This is a genomic window from Rhodopseudomonas sp. RCAM05734 (genome assembly GCF_052658035.1).
The window spans coordinates 3,247,540-3,265,031 of the sequence record NZ_CP199742.1; the positions used below are offsets into that span (position 1 = coordinate 3,247,540).

The following is a 17,492-nucleotide window of genomic DNA, read 5'->3' on the forward strand; positions in this document are numbered from 1 at the left end:
CGGCTATCCCCACTCCGGCAATTCATCATCACTTGACCCCATATACATCCTTTGTCACGGTCCCGCGCGCCGGAGGGACGGGCGTCCCCGGAGGGGCTGACGTGGGTACAATGAACAATAATCAGAAACGACCTGAGCCGGCGGCGCTGGCCACCACCATCGAAGCGCTTGCCGCGCGGTTCGGCAACCGGCTGGTGACCTCGCAGGCGGTGCGCGAACAGCACGGCCACACCACCACGTGGCTGCCAAACCAGCCGCCGGATGCGGTGGTGATGGCGCAGGAAACCGCCGATATCCAGGACGTGGTGCGGATTTGTGCGGCCAACGGCGTGCCGGTGATCGCGTTCGGGACCGGCACCTCGCTGGAAGGCCAGGTCAACGCGGCGGCCGGCGGTGTATGCATCGACCTGCGCGACATGAACCGTATCCTTGAAGTCCATGCCGAGGATCTGGATTGCGTGATCCAGCCCGGCGTCACCCGCAAGGCATTGAACGAGAATCTGCGCGATCAGGGGCTGTTCTTTCCGATCGACCCGGGCGCCGATGCCTCGCTTGGCGGCATGGCCTCGACCCGCGCTTCCGGCACCAATGCAGTGCGTTACGGCACCATGCGCGACAACGTGCTGGCGCTGAAGGTGGTGCGCGGCGACGGCGAGATCATCAAAACCGGCACGCGCGCCAAGAAATCCTCCGCCGGCTACGACCTGACCCATCTGTTCGTCGGCGCCGAAGGCACGCTGGGCATCATCAGCGAACTGACCATCAAGCTGCGCGGCATTCCGGACACCATTGCCGCAGCGTCCTGTTCGTTCGCGACGGTGGCGGGCGCCTGCCAGGCCACCATCCTGGCGGTGCAGACCGGCATTCCCCTGGCCCGGATCGAACTGCTCAACGAGGCGCAGGTCCGCTGCTGCAATGCCTACTCCAAACTGACGCTGCCGGAGACGCCGCTGTTGCTGCTGGAATTCCACGGCAGCGAGGCGGAGGTCGCCGAGCAGTCGAAGAATTTTCGCGAGATCGCGCTGGAATGCGGCGGCGGTGATTTCACCTGGACCACGCGACCGGAAGACCGCACCAAGCTCTGGCAGGCCCGCCATGACGCCTACTGGTCGGTGAAAAGCCTGCGGCCGGGCTCCGATGTGGCGGCCACCGACGTCTGCGTGCCGATTTCCCGTCTTGCGGAATGCGTCACCGAGACCGAGGAAGATCTCGCGCGCATGAACCTGGTGGCGCCGATTGTTGGCCATGTGGGCGACGGCAACTTCCATTGCTCGATGCTGTGTGATCGCAACGATGCCGAAGAAGTGGCGCGCGCAGAGGCCTTTATGCATCGCCTGGTCGGGCGTGCCCAGGCGATGGGCGGCACCTGCACCGGCGAGCACGGCATCGGGCAGGGCAAGCAGAAATACCTCAAGGCCGAGTTGGGTGTGGAGGCACTGGACGCCATGCGTGCGATCAAGCTGGCGATGGATCCGCAGAACATCTTCAATCCCGGCAAGATCCTTCCGGCACGCTGAAGCGCGACGGGCGATCGACGGATGACTCTCGCCATCCGGCGCAACGAAGCGTCGGCAAGTTCAAGGTTCAGCGGTTCCTGACGCGACGCGTGCGTCCAATCCAAAGGCCCGACATGCGGCTTCCGTTCTTCTACGGCTGGATCGTCATCGCCGTCACCTTCGTCACCATGGCTATTGGCGTCAACGCGCGGACCTCGTTCTCGCTGTTCTTTCCGCCCATCATCGAGGAGTTCGGCTGGGAGCGCGGCGTCACCGCCGGCGCCTTCTCGTTCGGCTTTTTGATCTCGGCGATCATGAGCCCGCTGATGGGACGGCTGATGGATCGCGCCGGGCCGCGCGCGGTGATGGAACTCGGCGTGGCCTTGATGGCTGCCGGCCTGTTGCTGGCGCCGCTGACCACGCAGCCCTGGCACCTCTATCTGACCATCGGTGTGCTGGTCGGGGCCGGCAGCGTCTGCCTCGGCTATTCCGGCCAATCGCTGTTCCTGCCCAACTGGTTCATTCGCAAGCGCGGACTTGCCATCGGTGTTGCCTTTGCCGGCGTCGGCATCGGATCGATCACCGTGCTGCCGTGGGTGCAGCACATGATCGAACAAAGCGGCTGGCGCACCGCATGTACGACCATTGGCATTCTGGTCCTGGTCGTTCTGCTCCCCATCAACCTGCTGCTGCGCAAGCGGCCGCAGGATATGGGGCTGCAGCCCGATGGCGACGACGCGCCGACCGCGGCATTCAAGCCAGTCTCGAATGTGGTCGACCACGCCTGGGTCAGCGTCGACTGGACACTACGCCGCGCGATGCGGACGGCGCGGTTCTGGTGGCTGGCCCTCGGCCTGTTCGGTGGGCTCTATGCCTGGTACGCGGTCCAGGTCCACCAGACCAAATACCTGATCGATATCGGCTTCAGCCCCGGTGTGGCCGCCTGGGCGCTGGGCATGGTCAGCCTGTTCGGCGTCCCCGGCCAGATCCTGCTCGGCCATCTCTCCGACCGGATCGGCCGCGAATGGATCTGGACTGTCAGCAGCGTCGGCTTCGCCATCTGCTTTGCGGCGTTGATCGGCCTCGAATATGCGCCGAGCCTGCCGCTTGTCTATGTGATGGTGATCTCGCAGGGGCTGCTCGGCTACGGCGTGACGTCGATCATGGGGGCAGTGGTCGCCGAGATCTTTCATGGCGAGCATTTCGGCAGCATTTTCGGCACCCTTATGCTCGCTGCGCTGGCCGGCGGCGCTGCCGGTCCGCTGGTCACCGGCATCATCCACGATATCTGCGGCACCTATGCACCGGCTTTCGCCATCGGAATCGTGGTGAGCGCCGTGGCCACCACCGCGATCTGGATGGCCTCCCCAGGCAAGGTCCGCGCCGTTGCCGGACGGCTGCACCGCGCTGCTGCCGCGCCGAACGCGCCGGAGCGGGCCACGTCCGAATCGCTTTAGACGGCGATTTACCGCAGGCCAGCTTGCAGCCGCTCACGCATGCTGTGACTTCGCCACAGTTATCCGTATATATAGCGGACTTTCGGGTGTGAGTTCAGTGCGACCATCGCGACGTTTGCGGGCGGCATCGCGAATGTGGGCGCGTTGGAATAGGCTTTGCTATGTGAAGCGGGCCGCATGTTGCCGGAACATGCTTAAGGGGAGATACCGTGCAGACGACGCTGCTCGGCTTGGCGATTGCCTTTATCATAGCGCTGGTCGCCGCACTGGTCGGCCCGTATTTCGTCGACTGGAATCAATTTCGGCCGCAGTTCGAAGCCGAGGCATCGCGCGTGCTCGGCGCGCCGGTGCGCGTCGCCGGTGCCCTGGATGCGCGGCTGTTGCCGGCGCCGTCGCTGCGGCTGCGTTCGGTGATGGTCGGCGGCGCCAACGATCGCGGCCGGATACGCGCCGACAAGCTCGACGTCGAGTTCAGTCTGAGCTCACTGATGCGCGGCGAATGGCGCGCCACCGAATTGACGATCAACGGCGCCGCACTGGATCTCGGCCTCGACGCCCAGGGGCGCATCGACCTGCCTACCTCCACCGGCCGCTTCAACCTCGGCACTCTGGCGATCGACCGGCTGAACCTGACTGGGCGTATTGCGCTGCACGATGCGGCCAGCCGTAGCACGCTGGAATTGAATGACATTGCCTTTAGCGGCGACGTGCGCTCCCTGGCCGGGGCGATCCGCGGCGACGGCAACTTCTCGCTGAACGGCGCGCGCTATCCGTTCCGTGTGTCGTCGGGCCAGACTGTTGACGGGAACGGTACCCGCGTTCATCTCACCATCGATCCCGGCCAGCGGCCGCTCTCCGTCGATCTCGACGGCACCTTGTTTTTCGACGGCCGCGCGCCGCGGTTCGAGGGCGGGCTGATCCTGGCCAGACCTGCCGGCCCCAAGGCGGAGCCTGCCACCGACCGTGCGCCGTCGCCGTGGCGGCTGTCGGCGCGGCTCAAGGCCGATCCGGCCGCAGCAAAGCTCGAGCAGATCGAAATCAGCTATGGTCCCGAGGATATGGCGCTGAAGCTTGCCGGCCTCGCGGAGGTCCGCTTCGGTCCGTCGCCGCTGCTCCATGCCGTGCTGTCGGCGCGGCAACTGGACGCCGACCGGCTGCTCGCCAGGGACGTCGCTGCAGGGGCGCCAGGTCGTCTGCTGCCGCAGCTCCGCAAGCTGTTCGCGGAATTTCCGCAGCCGCCGCTTGCGACCCAGGTCGAGGTCAGCGCGGAACAGATCATGCTGGGCGGTCGTCCGGTGCAGAATCTCGCCGCCGATCTGCATGGCGATGCAACGGCCTGGACCATCGACAGGCTGGATTTCCGCGCCCCGGGCGCGACCCGCGTCACGCTGAGCGGGATCGCCCCGGGCGCTGCGTCGGGCAACTTCAAGGGCGCGGTGAGTCTCGACTCCAACGACCCCGATACGCTGGCTGCCTGGCTGCAGGGCCGCAGCGAGGTCACCTACCGCAGCCAGAAGCCGCTCCGCCTGCGCGGCGACGTGAGCGTGGCCGCGGATCGTTTCGCGATCGACGCGATCAAGGCCGAGATCGATGGCGGCACCGTCGAGGGGCGGGTCGCGCTCTCGAATCCGGCGGGTAGCGCTTCGCGCTTCGAGGCGGATGTGAAGGCGGACCGGCTGGATGTCGATGCCGCAGCAGCGCTGCTGCGTTCGCTCGCGGGGCCGCCCGGTGATTGGCCGGACGTGGCCCAGCTCTCGCTGAACATTGATCGCGCCGTATCGGCCGGTCAGGAAATGCACCCTTTCGTCGCGCAGTTCGGTTACGGGCCGGAGACAATATCGCTGGACCGTCTCACAATCGGCGAAGCCAGCACGCTGTTGCTGGAAGGCAGCGGCTCGTTCAACCGGACCGAGGCGACCGGAACACTGGCGCTCAGCGCCGCGTCGGCATCGCTGACGAAAATGACAGCGCTGCTGGCGCCCCTTGCGCCTGCGGTGGCGGCGCGGCTGAACACGCTGTCGCCTGCACCAGGTAGAACGAATATCAAGCTGACCTTCGACCTCGGCCGGGATAGCAGCCAGCCCGACCGCGCAAGCGCGCGTGCCGTGGTTGATATCGCCGCGCCGCAGGTCAGCGGTGTGACGACTTTCACGGCGACGCCGTCCGTTGCGGCCATGCGGAGCCTCGATATCGACGCGCTGTCGCGCAGTGAAATCACCGTCGAATCCCGGCTTGCCGCGGACCGTGGATCGCAGCTGCTGACACTGCTCGGTCTCAATGGCGTGCTGGCTGCGGGAGATGCGCCGCTGGGGTTCGAGGGCTCTGCGACCGGGACGTGGCGCGCGCCGCTGCGCGTCAAGGTCAGGCTTGCAGGTACAGAGCTCGACGCCGACGCGCAGGGGACGGCCGAACCGTGGGCTGAGCAGCCGAAAGCCGTGCTCGCGCTCGCGGTCCGCCGTGCCAATGTCGCGCCGCTGTTCGATCTCAAGGCGTCCGACGCGCTGGCGCAGACGATTGGTTTTTCGGCCCGCGCGACCCTGGCCGCCAGCAAGCTCACGCTCGACGACATCGACAGCACAGTGGCGGGCGCGCGGCTGCGCGGTCGCCTCGCGCTCACCTTCGGCACCGAAAAGACCATCGACGGTCAGCTCGGAATGGATGCCATCGAACTCGCTCCGGCGTTCGGTCTCGTGGTTGGCGCCCGGGGGCATGATGCGACGGAACCGCTCGGCCGCGGCTTGCTGCAGGGCTGGCGCGGCCAGCTGGCGTTTCAGTCGCTGAGCGGCGCGTTGCCGGGCGGCATCGAACTGCGGCCGCTCAGCGGTGTCATCAAGAGCGACGGGCAGTCGCTCAGCATCGAGAGCATCAAGGGCAATGTCGGCGGCGGCGACGTCACCGCCGATATCGACATCAAGCCAGGCCTGACCGGCCTGGCTCTGAATGCCCGCATCCAGATGGCCAACGTCGATGGCGCAGCATTGCGCTATCGTGCACTGGCGATGCCGTCCGGTCGCGTGTCGCTGCGCGCGACTCTTGCTACCCAGGGCCGTACTGCATTCGGACTGGAGGGGGCACTGTCCGGCAACGGCTTGCTCTCCATCGACGCGGCACGGATCGCCGGGCTGAACCCCGACGCTTTCGATATTGCGATCCGTGCCAGCGACAGCGGGCAGGCCACAGACGACAACCGGTTGCGGCAGATCGTCGAACGGTCACTGGCGACCGCAGCGCTTCCGGTGACGGCCGCGCAGATTCCCTTCCTCATCAAGGACGGTCGCTTGCGGGTCGGCGCCACCACGCTCGATGGGGGCAGTGCGCGCGCCATCGTCTCGGGCGGCTACGACCTTGCTGCCGACCAGACCGACGTTCGCGTTGCGCTGACGTCGATGGCCGGCGCATCGGGAACCGCACGTCCCGAGATACAATTGTTTATGGCGGGATCGCCGGACCGGCTCGAGCGCACCTTGGACATCGCGGCGCTGTCGTCGTGGCTGGCAGTGCGGGCCATCGATCGCGAAACGCGCCGGCTGGATCTCGCTCGAACGCGGTGAAGTTCCGCCGGCCACGCTGCCCGCAGCGGTCGCGCCAATCGCACCGATTGTTCCCGCGGAAAAACCGCCGGAGCCTTCGGCTTCGCAATTGCTGGCCTTACCGCCGGCCGCGGACGTGCCGATTCCCGGTCGCGATCCGCGCCGGACGCCATCGCGGCCAGCGCTTCCACGCCCTGCAGCGTTGCCGCAGGATTCGACTACGCCATCGGTCAGCCCGCAGCTTGCGCCGTTGCCTGCGCCGATTGAAATCAGACCTGCTCCCGGTGCTGCACGCTCGCCAAGGCCGCGGCCCGCGCCTCCGCTTGTGCTGACGCCGCCGGCGAACTCAGCGCGACAGTAACTCGAGCTGGTCCCGGCGGCCTTGAGAGCGCACCGACGATGAACGCCTGCATCGGATCAGTTGAAGCAGGCGCCCGTTGCGCTCACATGGTGAGGCTGTGTTCCTGGGGGCGATGCGGAACAGCGCGCGTACGGAAGTAGTCCAGCACGAACAGTCGAATTGCAGAGGACAAATTGCCCTGCTGCCGATTCGTATCGATCTCGCCGACGAGCTCCGAGAGTGTCATGTCCCGAAGGTTCGAGATTTCCTTCATGCCGTTCCAGAACGCCTCTTCGAGGCTGACGCTGGTCTTGTGACCTGCGACGACGATTGAACGTTTAACTACGGGCGATTTCATGATGCGTCCTCGCCATCAATGTGATGCTGATCCAGCAAATTATTCGCACGGATTGTGCGTTGCTCTTGCAAATTACGCTCGGCTTTGGTCCGGCCGAACTGCGCACGATTTACCTCGGCTTGCTTGGCCGCTTCGTCTCGCGCGCTACGTTTCTTAAATCGGTTCAGATTGATCAGGTCGCCCATGATCTCTCCTGTCATTCAATAAAAATTCTTGAGCGATAACTTTCAGCTCACCATCCGGTAGTTGTACGTTCGAGCAGTAAATCTGGTTTCAAACACCAAATAATACTCCGTTATTCCACTCGACGTCACAAAATATATACCGTTGCGAATCCTTTCGCTGTCGTCTTCTGCTCTATCACGGTGAAAACCATCGACGATAGAGGTTCGGTCTAAGCACTTAGCCCTTATAAATTATAACTATTTCGGCGCCAGCGCATCCTCAATAAGAAGTTACTGTCGATTGCGCGTCTAGCCAGGGTGTATCATTTTGATCGGCTGAACGAGCCGGTCAAATTCTATGGGCGTTACGAAGCCCAGCCGGACAGCCTCTTCCTTCAACGTGGTTCCACTGTTGTGTGCAATTTTGGCCACCTTGGCGGCGTTATCATATCCGATCTTCGGCGCGAGGGCAGTGACGAGCATCAGCGATCGCTCCATCAGATCCTGTATTCTTTTCTCGTCGGCACGAATCCCGCTTACGCAGTTTTCCGTGAAGGAACGCGACACATCCGCCAGCAATTGGATGGACTGCATCATGCAATGCGCCATCACCGGCTTGTACACGTTAAGCTCGAAATGACCCTGGCTGCCGGCCACCGTGATGGCCGTGTGGTTCCCGAATACCTGGCAGCATACCATTGTCATCGCTTCACATTGTGTCGGATTTACCTTCCCCGGCATGATTGATGAGCCTGGCTCATTCTCCGGAAGGATCAGTTCGCCGAGCCCGGAACGGGGACCCGATCCGAGCAGGCGGATGTCGTTGGCGATCTTGAACAGGCCGGTCGCGACGGCGTTGATGGCGCCGTGCACGAAGACATATGCGTCGTTGGATGCAAGCGCCTCGAACTTGTTCGGCGCGCTGACGAAGGGAAGCTTGGTCAGCGCGGCCGCATGTTTGGCAAACAGCTTGGCGAACCGTGGTTTTGAATTGAGGCCGGTGCCGACTGCGGTGCCTCCCTGCGCCAGAGGGTAAAGATCCTTCACCGCGCTGCGCAGGCGCGCGATGCCGCTCTCGACTTGCGCCGCATAGCCGGAGAATTCCTGTCCCAATGTCAGGGGTGTCGCATCCTGCGTATGGGTGCGCCCGATCTTGACGATGGTCGCGAACGCCTTCTCCTTCTTGCGCAACGCAACTGATAGTTCATCCAAAGCGGGAATGAGTTGCTTCAATATACCTTCGGTTGCCGCGATGTGCATCGCTGTCGGAAACGAGTCATTCGACGACTGACTCATGTTGACGTGATCGTTGGGATGCACGGGCTTCTTGCTGCCGCGCTCGCCGCCGAGCAATTCGTTGGCGCGGTTGGCGATGACCTCGTTGAGGTTCATGTTGGTCTGCGTGCCAGAACCAGTCTGCCACACTACCAGGGGGAACTCTTCGTCGAGCTTGCCGTCGATCACCTCGCGTGCGGCGCGGACGATGGCGCGGGTACGCCGCTGGTCGAGCAGGCCGAGTTCGAGATTGGTTTGCGCTGCGGCGAGCTTGACGATGCCGAGGGCGCGGATGATCGGCATCGGCATCCGGTCATGGCCGATGCGGAAGTTCTGGCGCGATCGTTCGGTCTGCGCGCCCCAGTAGCGGTCGGCCGCCACCTCGATAGGACCGAAACTGTCAGTCTCGGTGCGGGTAGAGCCGGTGGTCTTCGAGGCGTGGGGCATGGGTTGCTGTCCGTTGCGGTGCCACACCAACGCCGGAGCGGCGCATAAGTTTAGTGCCGCTGCGCGGCGCGCGCATCCTTGATGGCCGGAAGGCTTATTTCTTGCGGAAACGATCTAGGCGAACGACCTCGGCGCCTTCGCTCGGCTTTGGAGACTCGTCGTCGCCCGGCGCCGGGGGAGCAGGGGGCGCTGGGTCCGCAGCCAAGCTGGCACTGGCCGTTTCTGCCGCGGTCTCGGACGGTTCGAACTGCAGGCCGAACTGCACGGACGGGTCGAAGAAGCTCTTGATCGAGTTGAACGGCACCACCAGGCGTTCCGGAATGCCGTTGAACGACAGCCCGACCTCGAAGCGGTCCTCGGTCACCACCAGATCCCAGAACTGGTGTTGCAGGATCACCGTCATTTCTTCCGGATACTGCGCCAGCAGCCTGGGCGACAGTTTCACGCCGTCGGCGGTGGAAACAAAGGTGATGAAGAAATGGTGCTCGCCCGGCAGGCCGTGTTCGGCGGCGTCGGTCAGCACGCGGCGCAGCACGCTGCGCAACGCGTCACGGGCCAAGACGTCGTATCGGATATGATCGGTAGCCATCAGGTCGGTCCCGTCGTTCAAAAGCCACACGCGGGCCGGCGGCGATACCGTGGCCGACTCGCGCCGTCTGTTTCATTCTATCCCGGCTTAAGCCCGAGGTCAGCACGCCAGGCAAGCCTGCAGCCCCAATATAGGACGGAAATAGAGGGGGATAAAGCCGCGCTGCCGTTGGACTCCGGCTTCTTCCCGCTGGCGCCTTGACGGCGGGCTGGCCTCCGGTTGATCGGAGGGGCCAGTCCTGGGGGCAGGTTTTGGTCTGTCCAGCGGCGATCGCGATCGGCCGTTGCCGCCGTTTTGTCGGTTGCCACGCGGCTCAACCCGCTATGGTTGTTGTGTGATGGCGTGGTGGGGACAGTTTTGGTTTCGCTGGCATTCTCCAATGAAAATCGCTAGGCAGGCTTGGTCTGGAGGCTGAATGAAGCCAACCAGAAGACGTGGGCGACAGGCTCGTTACAAGGGGGAACCGACCGATGAGTGATATGCCGAGCCATGTGCCGGAGGATTCAGTTCTGCCGAACTGGATCAAGGCACCGCAGGATTTTTTTGGCGGTCTCGCCCTGGTCGCGATTGCGGCGTTCGCACTTTGGGCTTCCAGCGACCTGCAGGGCATGCGGGGCTTCTCCTTTGGTGCCGGTACCGCGCCGCGGATGTTCGGCATCCTGCTGCTCGGGCTTGGCTTCGCCATCATGCTGGTCGGCGTGCTGACCGAAGGGCCGAGGCTCGCGGTTTATGCATGGCGCGGACCGCTGTTCGTCTCGCTGGCGATCCTGAGCTTCGCCGTCAGCATTCGCCCGATGGGCATGATCTTCGCCGCGATGGCGAGCTTCATGATCGCTGCGCTCGGCACCCATGAGACGCGGTGGAAGGAAACCTTCATCGTCGGCGTCTGCCTCACCGCGTTCTGCGCGATTCTGTTTCCCTATGGGCTGGGTCTGCCGATGCAGATGCTGCCGACGTTTCTGAACCGCTGAGGGCATCATGGGCGATCTTTTCTCCAATCTCGGCCTCGGCTTCGGCGTCGTTTTCCAGTTCGTGCAGTGGTCGCCGGCGTTCCTGCACGGCCTGTCGATTCCCGTTCCCATGAACATCCTGCTCTGCCTGATCGGCGCGCTGGTCGGCACGCTGGTCGGCGTGCTGCCGGGCATCGGCACCATCGCCACGGTGGCCATGCTGCTGCCGATCACCTTCGGCCTGCCGCCCGTCGGCGCGCTGATCATGCTCGCCGGCATCTATTACGGCGCGCAGTATGGCGGTTCCACCACCTCGATCCTGGTCAATATTCCCGGCGAGGCAGGCTCGGTCGTGACCGCGCTCGACGGTTTCCAGATGGCCAAGCAGGGCCGAGCCGGTCCGGCGCTGGCGATTGCGGCGATCGGCTCGTTCTTCGCCGGCTGCGTTGCGACCGTGCTGATCGCGGTGCTCGGCGCGCCGCTCACCAAGCTGGCGCTGGCGTTCGGACCTGCGGAATATTTCTCGCTGATGGTCCTCGGCCTGATCTTCGCGGTGGTGCTGGCCAAGGGCTCGGTGCTGAAGGCGATCGCGATGATCGTGTTCGGCCTGCTGCTGTCCATGGTCGGCTCCGACATCGAGACCGGCGCGTCGCGGATGTCGTTCAACATCCCCGAACTCGCCGACGGCCTTGGCTTTGCCACGGTGGCGATGGGCCTGTTCGGCTTTGCCGAGATCATCCGCAACCTCGATGCGGGCGGCGAGGGCGATCGCGAACTGGTTCAGCAGAAGGTCACCGGCCTGATGCCGACCCGCAAGGACATGAAGGATTCTGCCCCGGCGATCCTGCGCGGTACGGTGTTGGGCTCGATCCTCGGCATTCTGCCGGGCGGCGGCGCGGTGATCGCGTCGTTCGCTGCCTACACGCTGGAGAAAAAGCTCGCCAAGGATCCGTCGCGGTTCGGCCGCGGCGCGATCGAAGGTGTCGCGGCGCCTGAAAGCGCCAACAACGCCGCGGCGCAGACCTCGTTCATTCCGCTGCTGACGTTGGGCATTCCGCCCAACGCCGTCATGGCGCTGATGGTCGGCGCGATGACCATCCATGGCATCGTGCCCGGCCCGCAGGTCATGCAGAAGCAGCCCGAACTGGTCTGGGGCATGATCGCCTCGATGTGGGTCGGCAACCTGATGCTGCTGGTGATCAACCTGCCGCTGGTCGGAATCTGGGTCCGCCTGTTGCGCGTGCCCTACCGCCTGATGTTCCCGTCGATCGTGGTGTTCTGCTGCATCGGCATCTATTCGGTGAACAACGCGCCGATGGACGTGGTACTGGCCGGCATCTTCGGTCTGCTCGGCTACTGGCTGATCAAGCACGATTTCGAGCCGGCGCCGTTGCTGCTCGGCATGGTGCTGGGACCGCTGATGGAAGAGAACCTGCGCCGCGCCCTGCTGATCTCGCGCGGCGATGCGACGGTATTCTTCACCCGTCCGCTGTCGGCGAGCCTGATGGCGATCTCGGCCTTCCTGCTGGTGCTGGCGCTGCTTCCCTCCTTGCGGAAGAAGCGCGACGAGGTGTTCGTCGAATCCGAAAACTGACCTGCGGCGTTGCGCCGCGGCCCGAAGTCGAATGGACTTCGGGCCGCGGCGTGTATTCAGTTGCCCGGAATGTGTCGCGCTGGCGATGACATAAAATTTCGGGGAGAACGCCATGAACTACCTTCGTCGCACACTTGCGACCGCCGGTCTCGCGCTGGCCGGCCTCGGATCGATTGCCGCTTCCGCCCAGGCCCAGGACTATCCGACCCGCTCGATCACCATGATTGTGCCGTTCGCCGCCGGCGGACCGACCGACATCATTGCCCGCATCGTCACTGCCGAGATGGCCAAGACGCTGGGCCAGAGCATCATCATCGAGAACGTGGTGGGTGCAGGCGGCACCACCGCGACCACGCGCGCGGCGCGCGCCAATCCGGATGGCTACACGCTGATCACCGGCCACATGGGCACCCATGCCGCCGCGGTGCCGCTTTATCCGAAGCTGGCCTATCATCCCGAGAAGGATTTCGAGCCCGTCGCGCTGCTCGCCGGCACGCCGATCCTGATCCTTGCCAAGAAGGATTTTCCGGCCAAGGACCTCAAGGAATTCGTGGCTTACGTGAAGGCCAACACCGACAAGATGAACATGGCCCATGCCGGCATCGGCTCGGTCTCCTACTCGTCCTGCGAGTTGCTCAACTCGGTACTTGAGATCAAGCCGACCGGGGTTCCGTTCAACGGCACCGGGCCCGCAATGAACGCGCTGGTCGGCGGCCAGGTCGATTACATGTGCGACCAGATCGTCAACGCCGTGCCGCAGATCAATGGCGGCACCATCAAGGCCTATGCGGTGGCGACACCGGAGCGCAACCCGTCACTGCCGGACCTGCCGACCACCACCGAAGCCGGCCTGCCCAAGTATCAGGTGTCGGCCTGGAACGCGATCTTCGCCCCCAAGGGGACGCCCGCGCCGATCCTCGCCAAGCTGAACGCCGCCGCCGCCAAGGCACTGGACGACGAGAACGTCCGCAAGCGGCTGCTCGATCTGGGATCGGATATCCCGAAGGCGGAAGGCCGCACCCAGGCCGCGCTGGCAACCCTGGTGAAGAGCGAAGTCGCCAAATGGTCGGCGGTGCTCAAACCCACGATGTGACCACGCGCCAGATTGTGGCGTGATTTCAAGGGCCGGATCCCAGGATCCGGCCCTTGCCGTTTGCGGGGCAGGGGGCCATTTTCCAGGGTATAATTCGGTGTCAGCGTCGAATCGTGGCTGTCCAGTCGGCGATTGGGCGCTAGGTTCGCCGGCTCCCACGCCACTCCAAGGCTCGCAGTTGCCGACATGAATCAATATCACGACCTGCTTGAGCGGATCCTCGCCGACGGCGCGGAAAAACACGACCGCACCGGCACCGGCACGTTGTCGGTGTTCGGGCACCAGACGCGCTTCAACCTGGCGGCGGGCTTCCCGATGCTGACCACCAAGAAGCTGCCGCTAAAGGCGATCATCCACGAACTGCTGTGGTTTCTGGCCGGCGACACCAACATCAAGTATCTCAAGGATAACGGCGTCTCGATCTGGGACGAATGGGCCGATGCCAATGGCGATCTCGGCCCGGTCTACGGTTCGCAGTGGCGCTCGTGGCCGGCGGCCGACGGCCGGGCGATCGACCAGATCGCCAACGTGGTCGAAATGATCAAGCGCAATCCGGATTCGCGCCGGCTGATCGTGACGGCGTGGAATCCTGCCGACGTCGACAAGATGGCACTGCCGCCGTGCCACTGCCTGTTTCAGTTCTACGTGGCGAACGGCAAGCTGTCCTGCCAGTTGTACCAGCGCTCGGCCGACGTGTTTCTCGGCGTGCCCTTCAACATCGCCTCCTACGCGTTGCTGACGATGATGGTGGCGCAGGTCACCGGGCTGAAGCCTGGCGACTTCATCCACACGCTCGGTGACGCGCATCTGTATTCCAATCACCTCGAACAGGCGCGGCTGCAACTGACCCGCCCGGCGCGGCCGCTGCCGGTGATGACCATCAATCCCGAGGTGAAGGACATTTTTGCCTTCCGCTATGAGGACTTCACGTTGGAGGGGTACGACCCGCACCCGCATATCAAGGCCGAGGTCGCGGTTTGAACGCGACTAACAAGTCCAGCATCGCGATCGTCTTCGTCGTTGCTGTCGCCGAGAACGGCGTGATCGGGCAGGGCAACGCGATCCCGTGGCGGCTGAAGTCCGACATGCAGCGCTTCAAGGCGCTGACCATGAGCAAGCCCATCGTCATGGGCCGCAAAACCTTCGAGTCGCTGCCTCGGCTGCTGCCCGGGAGAACCCACATCGTCATCACGCGCGACGCGCAGTACCAGGCTGCGGGCGCTGTGGTCACGACCTCGATGGAAGCTGCCCGCATGGTGGCGCAGGGCGATGCGCTGCGGCGTTTAGCCACTGAGATTGCGGTGATCGGCGGCGCCGACATTTATGCGCAATGGATGGGGATCGCCGATCGGCTCGAAATCACCGAGGTTCATGCCAGGCCCGATGGCGACACCGTGTTTCCTGCCATTGATGCCGCGGAATGGGACGAAGTGGCGCGCATCAAGCATCCTGCCGGCCCGGATGACAGCGCCGATTTCTCCTATGTGACATATGAGCGGCATAAGAGCGGCCCCCGCGCCATATAGTCGCCCCGCCGGCATTAACCGCATCCGGCGATGTTCTGCATTGACAATCAGGGGGTTAAGCATAGCTCCTGCACGTAACGACCTGCGTTGTAAGGTGCCGGACGGTCCCCTATAAAGCCGTGCTGACCATGCGAGGCTGGACTTCGGTCCGGCGCCCGCGCCGAGGAGATTTGAATGCCGTGGAAGAATCAAGGCGGAGGCCCGTGGAGCTCTGGTCCGAAAGGACCCTGGGGTTCGGGTCCGCAATCGTCCGGCCCGAGGCCGCCTGATCTCGAGGATCTGCTGCGCCGCGGACAGGATCGTCTGCAGTCGCTGCTGCCCGGCGGCTTCGTCAGCGGCATGGGCATCCTGCTGGTGCTCGTCGCTGCGGTGGCGATCTGGGGCCTGTCCGGCTTCTTCCGCGTGCAGTCGGAAGAACTCGGCGTTGTCCTGCGCTTCGGCAAGCATGTGCGCACCGTGCAGCCCGGTCTGAACTATCATCTGCCTTATCCGATCGAGACCGTGCTGTTGCCGAAGGCGCTGCGCGTCTCGACGCTGAGCATCGGCATGACGCTGGGCGACGATCCCGGCCGGCGCGGACGCACCATGCGCGACGTGCCCGAGGAAAGCCTGATGCTGACCGGCGACGAGAACATCGTCGACGTCGATTTCACGGTGCTGTGGCGCATCAAGCCGGACGGCGTCGGCAACTTCCTGTTCAACATCCAGAACCCCGAAGGCACCGTGAAAGCGGTCGCCGAAAGCGCCATGCGTGAAGTGGTCGGTCGCGCCAACATCCAGCCGATCCTCACCGGCGCCCGTACCACCACCGAGGCCAACGTTCAGGAGCTGATGCAGAAGACGCTCGACAGCTATGGCGCCGGCATCCTGGTCCAGCAGGTGCAGATGCAGAAGGTCGATCCGCCGGCCCAGGTCATCGACGCGTTCCGCGACGTGCAGGCGGCGCGTGCCGATCTCGAGCGCCTGCAGAACGAAGCGCAGACCTACGCCAACCGTGTCGTTCCCGATGCGCGCGGTCGTGGCTCGCAAATCCTCCAGGTCGCCGAAGGCTACAAGGAGCAGGCGGTCGCCGAGGCCAAGGGCCAGAGCGCGCGCTTCCTGAAAGTCTACGACGAATACAAGAAGGCGCCCGAAGTGACCCGCCAGCGCATCTATCTCGAAACCATGGAGCGGATTCTCGGCGGCGCCGAGAAGCTGGTCTATGACGGCGGTGCCAACGCGCAGGGCGTTCTGCCCTATCTTCCCCTGAATGAACTGTCGCCGCGGCGGCAGCCCCCGGCGACACCTGTGCAGCCGCAACAGCAGAGCGGGAGCACCCGATGAAGTCCGGAATTTCAGGTATCGTTGCGCTCGTCGTCGCGCTGTTCGTCGTCGTCATCGGCTTCAGCTCGCTGTTCACCGTCAGCCAGACCGAACAGGTTCTGGTGGTTCGGCTCGGCGAGCCGGTCCGTGTCGTCACCGAGCCCGGCCTCAACTTCAAGGTGCCGTTCATCGACAGCGTGATCTCCATCGACAAGCGGATTCTCGATCTCGAGAATCCGGCGCAGGAAGTGATCGCCTCCGACCAGAAGCGCCTCGTGGTGGATGCGTTCGCGCGCTATCGCATCAAGAACGCGCTGCGTTTCTACCAGAGCATCGGGTCGATCCAGGCCGCCAACATCCAGCTGACGACGCTGCTCAACGCGTCGCTGCGCCGGGTGCTCGGCGAGGTCACCTTCATCCAGGTCGTGCGTGACGAACGCGAAGGCCTGATGAACAAGATCCGCGACCAGCTCGACAAGGAGGCCGACGGTTACGGCATTTCCGTCGTCGACGTCCGGATCCGTCGCGCCGATCTGCCCGAGCAGAACAGCCAGGCGGTCTATCAGCGGATGCAGACCGAGCGGCAGCGCGAGGCCGCCGAGTTCCGCGCCCAGGGTGGTCAGAAGGCCCAGGAGATCCGTTCCAAGGCGGATCGCGAAGCCACGGTGATCATCGCCGAGGCCAACTCGAAGGCGGAGCAGGTGCGCGGCGAGGGCGACGGCGAGCGCAACCGTCTGTTCGCCGAATCCTATGGCAAGGACGCCGACTTCTTCGCGTTCTACCGCTCCATGACCGCCTATGAGAACGGGCTCAAGAACAACGACACCCGCTTCCTGCTGCGGCCGGATTCGGAGTTCTTCCGCTTCTTTGCCCATCCGTCGGGCAAGCCGGCGGAGCCCGTCGCAGCCAAGCCGTAAGGCGCAAACATCGGCGTTTGTTCAGCATACGCCGATACCTGTTTTGCGTTCGACCGCACTCTGCTCTAAAGGATGGGGCGCGCCGCGGGCGATCCGGAGCCAACTCCGGATCGCTCCCGGCGCGTCGCACATATAAAAGCGTCCAGGGCGTGAACGGTCGGGAGTTGAAGTCGGATGAGGTCCATAGCGTTTGCCGACTTCCTCATCGGCCTCGGAATCCTGTTTGTGCTTGAAGGTATTCTCTTCCTGGCCATCCCCGGCTGGATGCGGCGCGCCATGAAGAGCGCACTGGCAACCCCGGATAACATGCTGCGGCTCGCCGGAATCGGCTCCGCGGTCGGCGGCCTGATCCTGATCTGGTACGTCCGGCGCTGACCGGGCTGCCCCTGAAAACCACTGCCTGATCAACGCGATCGTGCACCGCCGCTCTGCTTTTCGCCGCAATCGGCGACGC

Annotated in this window: 15 protein-coding genes; 11 read left to right on the forward strand and 4 right to left on the reverse strand. The window is 64.1% G+C overall.

The window, feature by feature from the left end; all coding sequences use genetic code 11:
- Positions 1 to 110 precede the first annotated feature (110 nt).
- From ACUXVA_RS15325 to ACUXVA_RS15335, 3 genes are all read left to right on the forward strand, one after another.
- Positions 111 to 1,517 (forward strand): FAD-binding oxidoreductase, encoded by a 1,407-nt coding sequence (locus tag ACUXVA_RS15325; RefSeq protein ID WP_445493081.1) that lies wholly within the window; start codon positions 111 to 113, stop codon positions 1,515 to 1,517.
- 113 nt (positions 1,518 to 1,630) lie between these two features.
- Positions 1,631 to 2,953: an MFS transporter gene (locus ACUXVA_RS15330; RefSeq protein WP_445493083.1), complete on the forward strand. Its 1,323-nt coding sequence runs from the start codon at positions 1,631 to 1,633 to the stop codon at positions 2,951 to 2,953.
- 209 nt (positions 2,954 to 3,162) lie between these two features.
- Positions 3,163 to 6,504, forward strand: a complete 3,342-nt coding sequence (locus ACUXVA_RS15335) for an AsmA family protein (protein WP_445493085.1) — start codon at positions 3,163 to 3,165, stop codon at positions 6,502 to 6,504.
- Between the two features lie 422 nt (positions 6,505 to 6,926).
- Here the strand turns inward: ACUXVA_RS15335 and ACUXVA_RS15340 are convergent, their stop codons facing one another.
- The 4 genes from ACUXVA_RS15340 to ACUXVA_RS15355 all read right to left on the reverse strand — a co-directional run bounded on the left by ACUXVA_RS15340 (position 6,927) and on the right by ACUXVA_RS15355 (position 9,656).
- Positions 6,927 to 7,181: a ribbon-helix-helix domain-containing protein gene (locus ACUXVA_RS15340; RefSeq protein WP_265079532.1), complete on the reverse strand. Its 255-nt coding sequence runs from the start codon at positions 7,179 to 7,181 to the stop codon at positions 6,927 to 6,929.
- Entirely contained in the window at positions 7,178 to 7,366 is a 189-nt protein-coding gene (locus ACUXVA_RS15345; protein WP_265079531.1) for a DUF4169 family protein, read from the reverse strand. The genes ACUXVA_RS15340 and ACUXVA_RS15345 overlap by 4 nt, the downstream gene beginning before the upstream one ends.
- Before the next feature lie 288 nt (positions 7,367 to 7,654).
- Entirely contained in the window at positions 7,655 to 9,067 is a 1,413-nt protein-coding gene (fumC, locus tag ACUXVA_RS15350; protein ID WP_445493088.1) for a class II fumarate hydratase, read from the reverse strand.
- Positions 9,068 to 9,161: 94 nt separating this feature from the next.
- Positions 9,162 to 9,656 (reverse strand): SspB family protein, encoded by a 495-nt coding sequence (locus ACUXVA_RS15355; protein WP_265079529.1) that lies wholly within the window; start codon positions 9,654 to 9,656, stop codon positions 9,162 to 9,164.
- A gap of 470 nt (positions 9,657 to 10,126) precedes the next feature.
- On the opposite strand from ACUXVA_RS15355, the gene ACUXVA_RS15360 reads away from it, so the two are divergent.
- From ACUXVA_RS15360 to ACUXVA_RS15395, 8 genes are all read left to right on the forward strand, one after another.
- Positions 10,127 to 10,627 (forward strand): tripartite tricarboxylate transporter TctB family protein, encoded by a 501-nt coding sequence (locus ACUXVA_RS15360; RefSeq protein WP_445493090.1) that lies wholly within the window; start codon positions 10,127 to 10,129, stop codon positions 10,625 to 10,627.
- A 7-nt stretch (positions 10,628 to 10,634) separates the two neighbouring features.
- The gene (locus ACUXVA_RS15365; protein WP_265079527.1) at positions 10,635 to 12,200 is read left to right on the forward strand and encodes a tripartite tricarboxylate transporter permease; all 1,566 of its coding nucleotides are present in this window, start codon (positions 10,635 to 10,637) and stop codon (positions 12,198 to 12,200) included.
- A 112-nt stretch (positions 12,201 to 12,312) separates the two neighbouring features.
- Positions 12,313 to 13,293 carry a tripartite tricarboxylate transporter substrate-binding protein gene (locus ACUXVA_RS15370; RefSeq protein WP_265079526.1) on the forward strand — a complete coding sequence of 327 codons (981 nt, stop codon included), beginning with the start codon at positions 12,313 to 12,315 and terminating at the stop codon, positions 13,291 to 13,293.
- 186 nt (positions 13,294 to 13,479) lie between these two features.
- A complete protein-coding gene (locus ACUXVA_RS15375) occupies positions 13,480 to 14,274 on the forward strand; it encodes a thymidylate synthase (RefSeq protein ID WP_445493093.1) in 795 nt (264 codons plus the stop codon).
- A 20-nt stretch (positions 14,275 to 14,294) separates the two neighbouring features.
- Positions 14,295 to 14,819 carry a dihydrofolate reductase gene (locus ACUXVA_RS15380; protein WP_265083783.1) on the forward strand — a complete coding sequence of 175 codons (525 nt, stop codon included), beginning with the start codon at positions 14,295 to 14,297 and terminating at the stop codon, positions 14,817 to 14,819.
- Between the two features lie 174 nt (positions 14,820 to 14,993).
- Complete coding sequence (gene hflK, locus ACUXVA_RS15385; protein WP_265079524.1) at positions 14,994 to 16,142, forward strand: FtsH protease activity modulator HflK; 1,149 nt, start codon at positions 14,994 to 14,996, stop codon at positions 16,140 to 16,142.
- Complete coding sequence (gene hflC / locus ACUXVA_RS15390; RefSeq protein ID WP_445493096.1) at positions 16,139 to 17,038, forward strand: protease modulator HflC; 900 nt, start codon at positions 16,139 to 16,141, stop codon at positions 17,036 to 17,038. Before hflK ends, hflC begins: the two co-directional genes overlap by 4 nt.
- 174 nt (positions 17,039 to 17,212) lie before the next feature.
- Positions 17,213 to 17,413, forward strand: coding sequence for a DUF2065 domain-containing protein (locus ACUXVA_RS15395; protein WP_265079522.1), 201 nt, complete (start codon positions 17,213 to 17,215; stop codon positions 17,411 to 17,413).
- Positions 17,414 to 17,492: the final 79 nt, after the last annotated feature.

Coding starts and splice junctions, on each gene's coding strand:
- hflC (WP_445493096.1), top strand. CDS start 16,139: ATGAAGTCCGGAATTTCAGGTATCGTTGCGCTCGTCGTCGCGCTGTTC.
- ACUXVA_RS15330 (WP_445493083.1), top strand. CDS start 1,631: ATGCGGCTTCCGTTCTTCTACGGCTGGATCGTCATCGCCGTCACCTTC.
- hflK (WP_265079524.1), top strand. CDS start 14,994: ATGCCGTGGAAGAATCAAGGCGGAGGCCCGTGGAGCTCTGGTCCGAAA.
- ACUXVA_RS15355 (WP_265079529.1), bottom strand. CDS start 9,656: ATGGCTACCGATCATATCCGATACGACGTCTTGGCCCGTGACGCGTTG.
- ACUXVA_RS15375 (WP_445493093.1), top strand. CDS start 13,480: ATGAATCAATATCACGACCTGCTTGAGCGGATCCTCGCCGACGGCGCG.
- ACUXVA_RS15395 (WP_265079522.1), top strand. CDS start 17,213: ATGAGGTCCATAGCGTTTGCCGACTTCCTCATCGGCCTCGGAATCCTG.
- ACUXVA_RS15340 (WP_265079532.1), bottom strand. CDS start 7,181: ATGAAATCGCCCGTAGTTAAACGTTCAATCGTCGTCGCAGGTCACAAG.
- ACUXVA_RS15325 (WP_445493081.1), top strand. CDS start 111: ATGAACAATAATCAGAAACGACCTGAGCCGGCGGCGCTGGCCACCACC.
- ACUXVA_RS15370 (WP_265079526.1), top strand. CDS start 12,313: ATGAACTACCTTCGTCGCACACTTGCGACCGCCGGTCTCGCGCTGGCC.
- ACUXVA_RS15345 (WP_265079531.1), bottom strand. CDS start 7,366: ATGGGCGACCTGATCAATCTGAACCGATTTAAGAAACGTAGCGCGCGA.
- ACUXVA_RS15360 (WP_445493090.1), top strand. CDS start 10,127: ATGAGTGATATGCCGAGCCATGTGCCGGAGGATTCAGTTCTGCCGAAC.
- fumC (WP_445493088.1), bottom strand. CDS start 9,067: ATGCCCCACGCCTCGAAGACCACCGGCTCTACCCGCACCGAGACTGAC.
- ACUXVA_RS15365 (WP_265079527.1), top strand. CDS start 10,635: ATGGGCGATCTTTTCTCCAATCTCGGCCTCGGCTTCGGCGTCGTTTTC.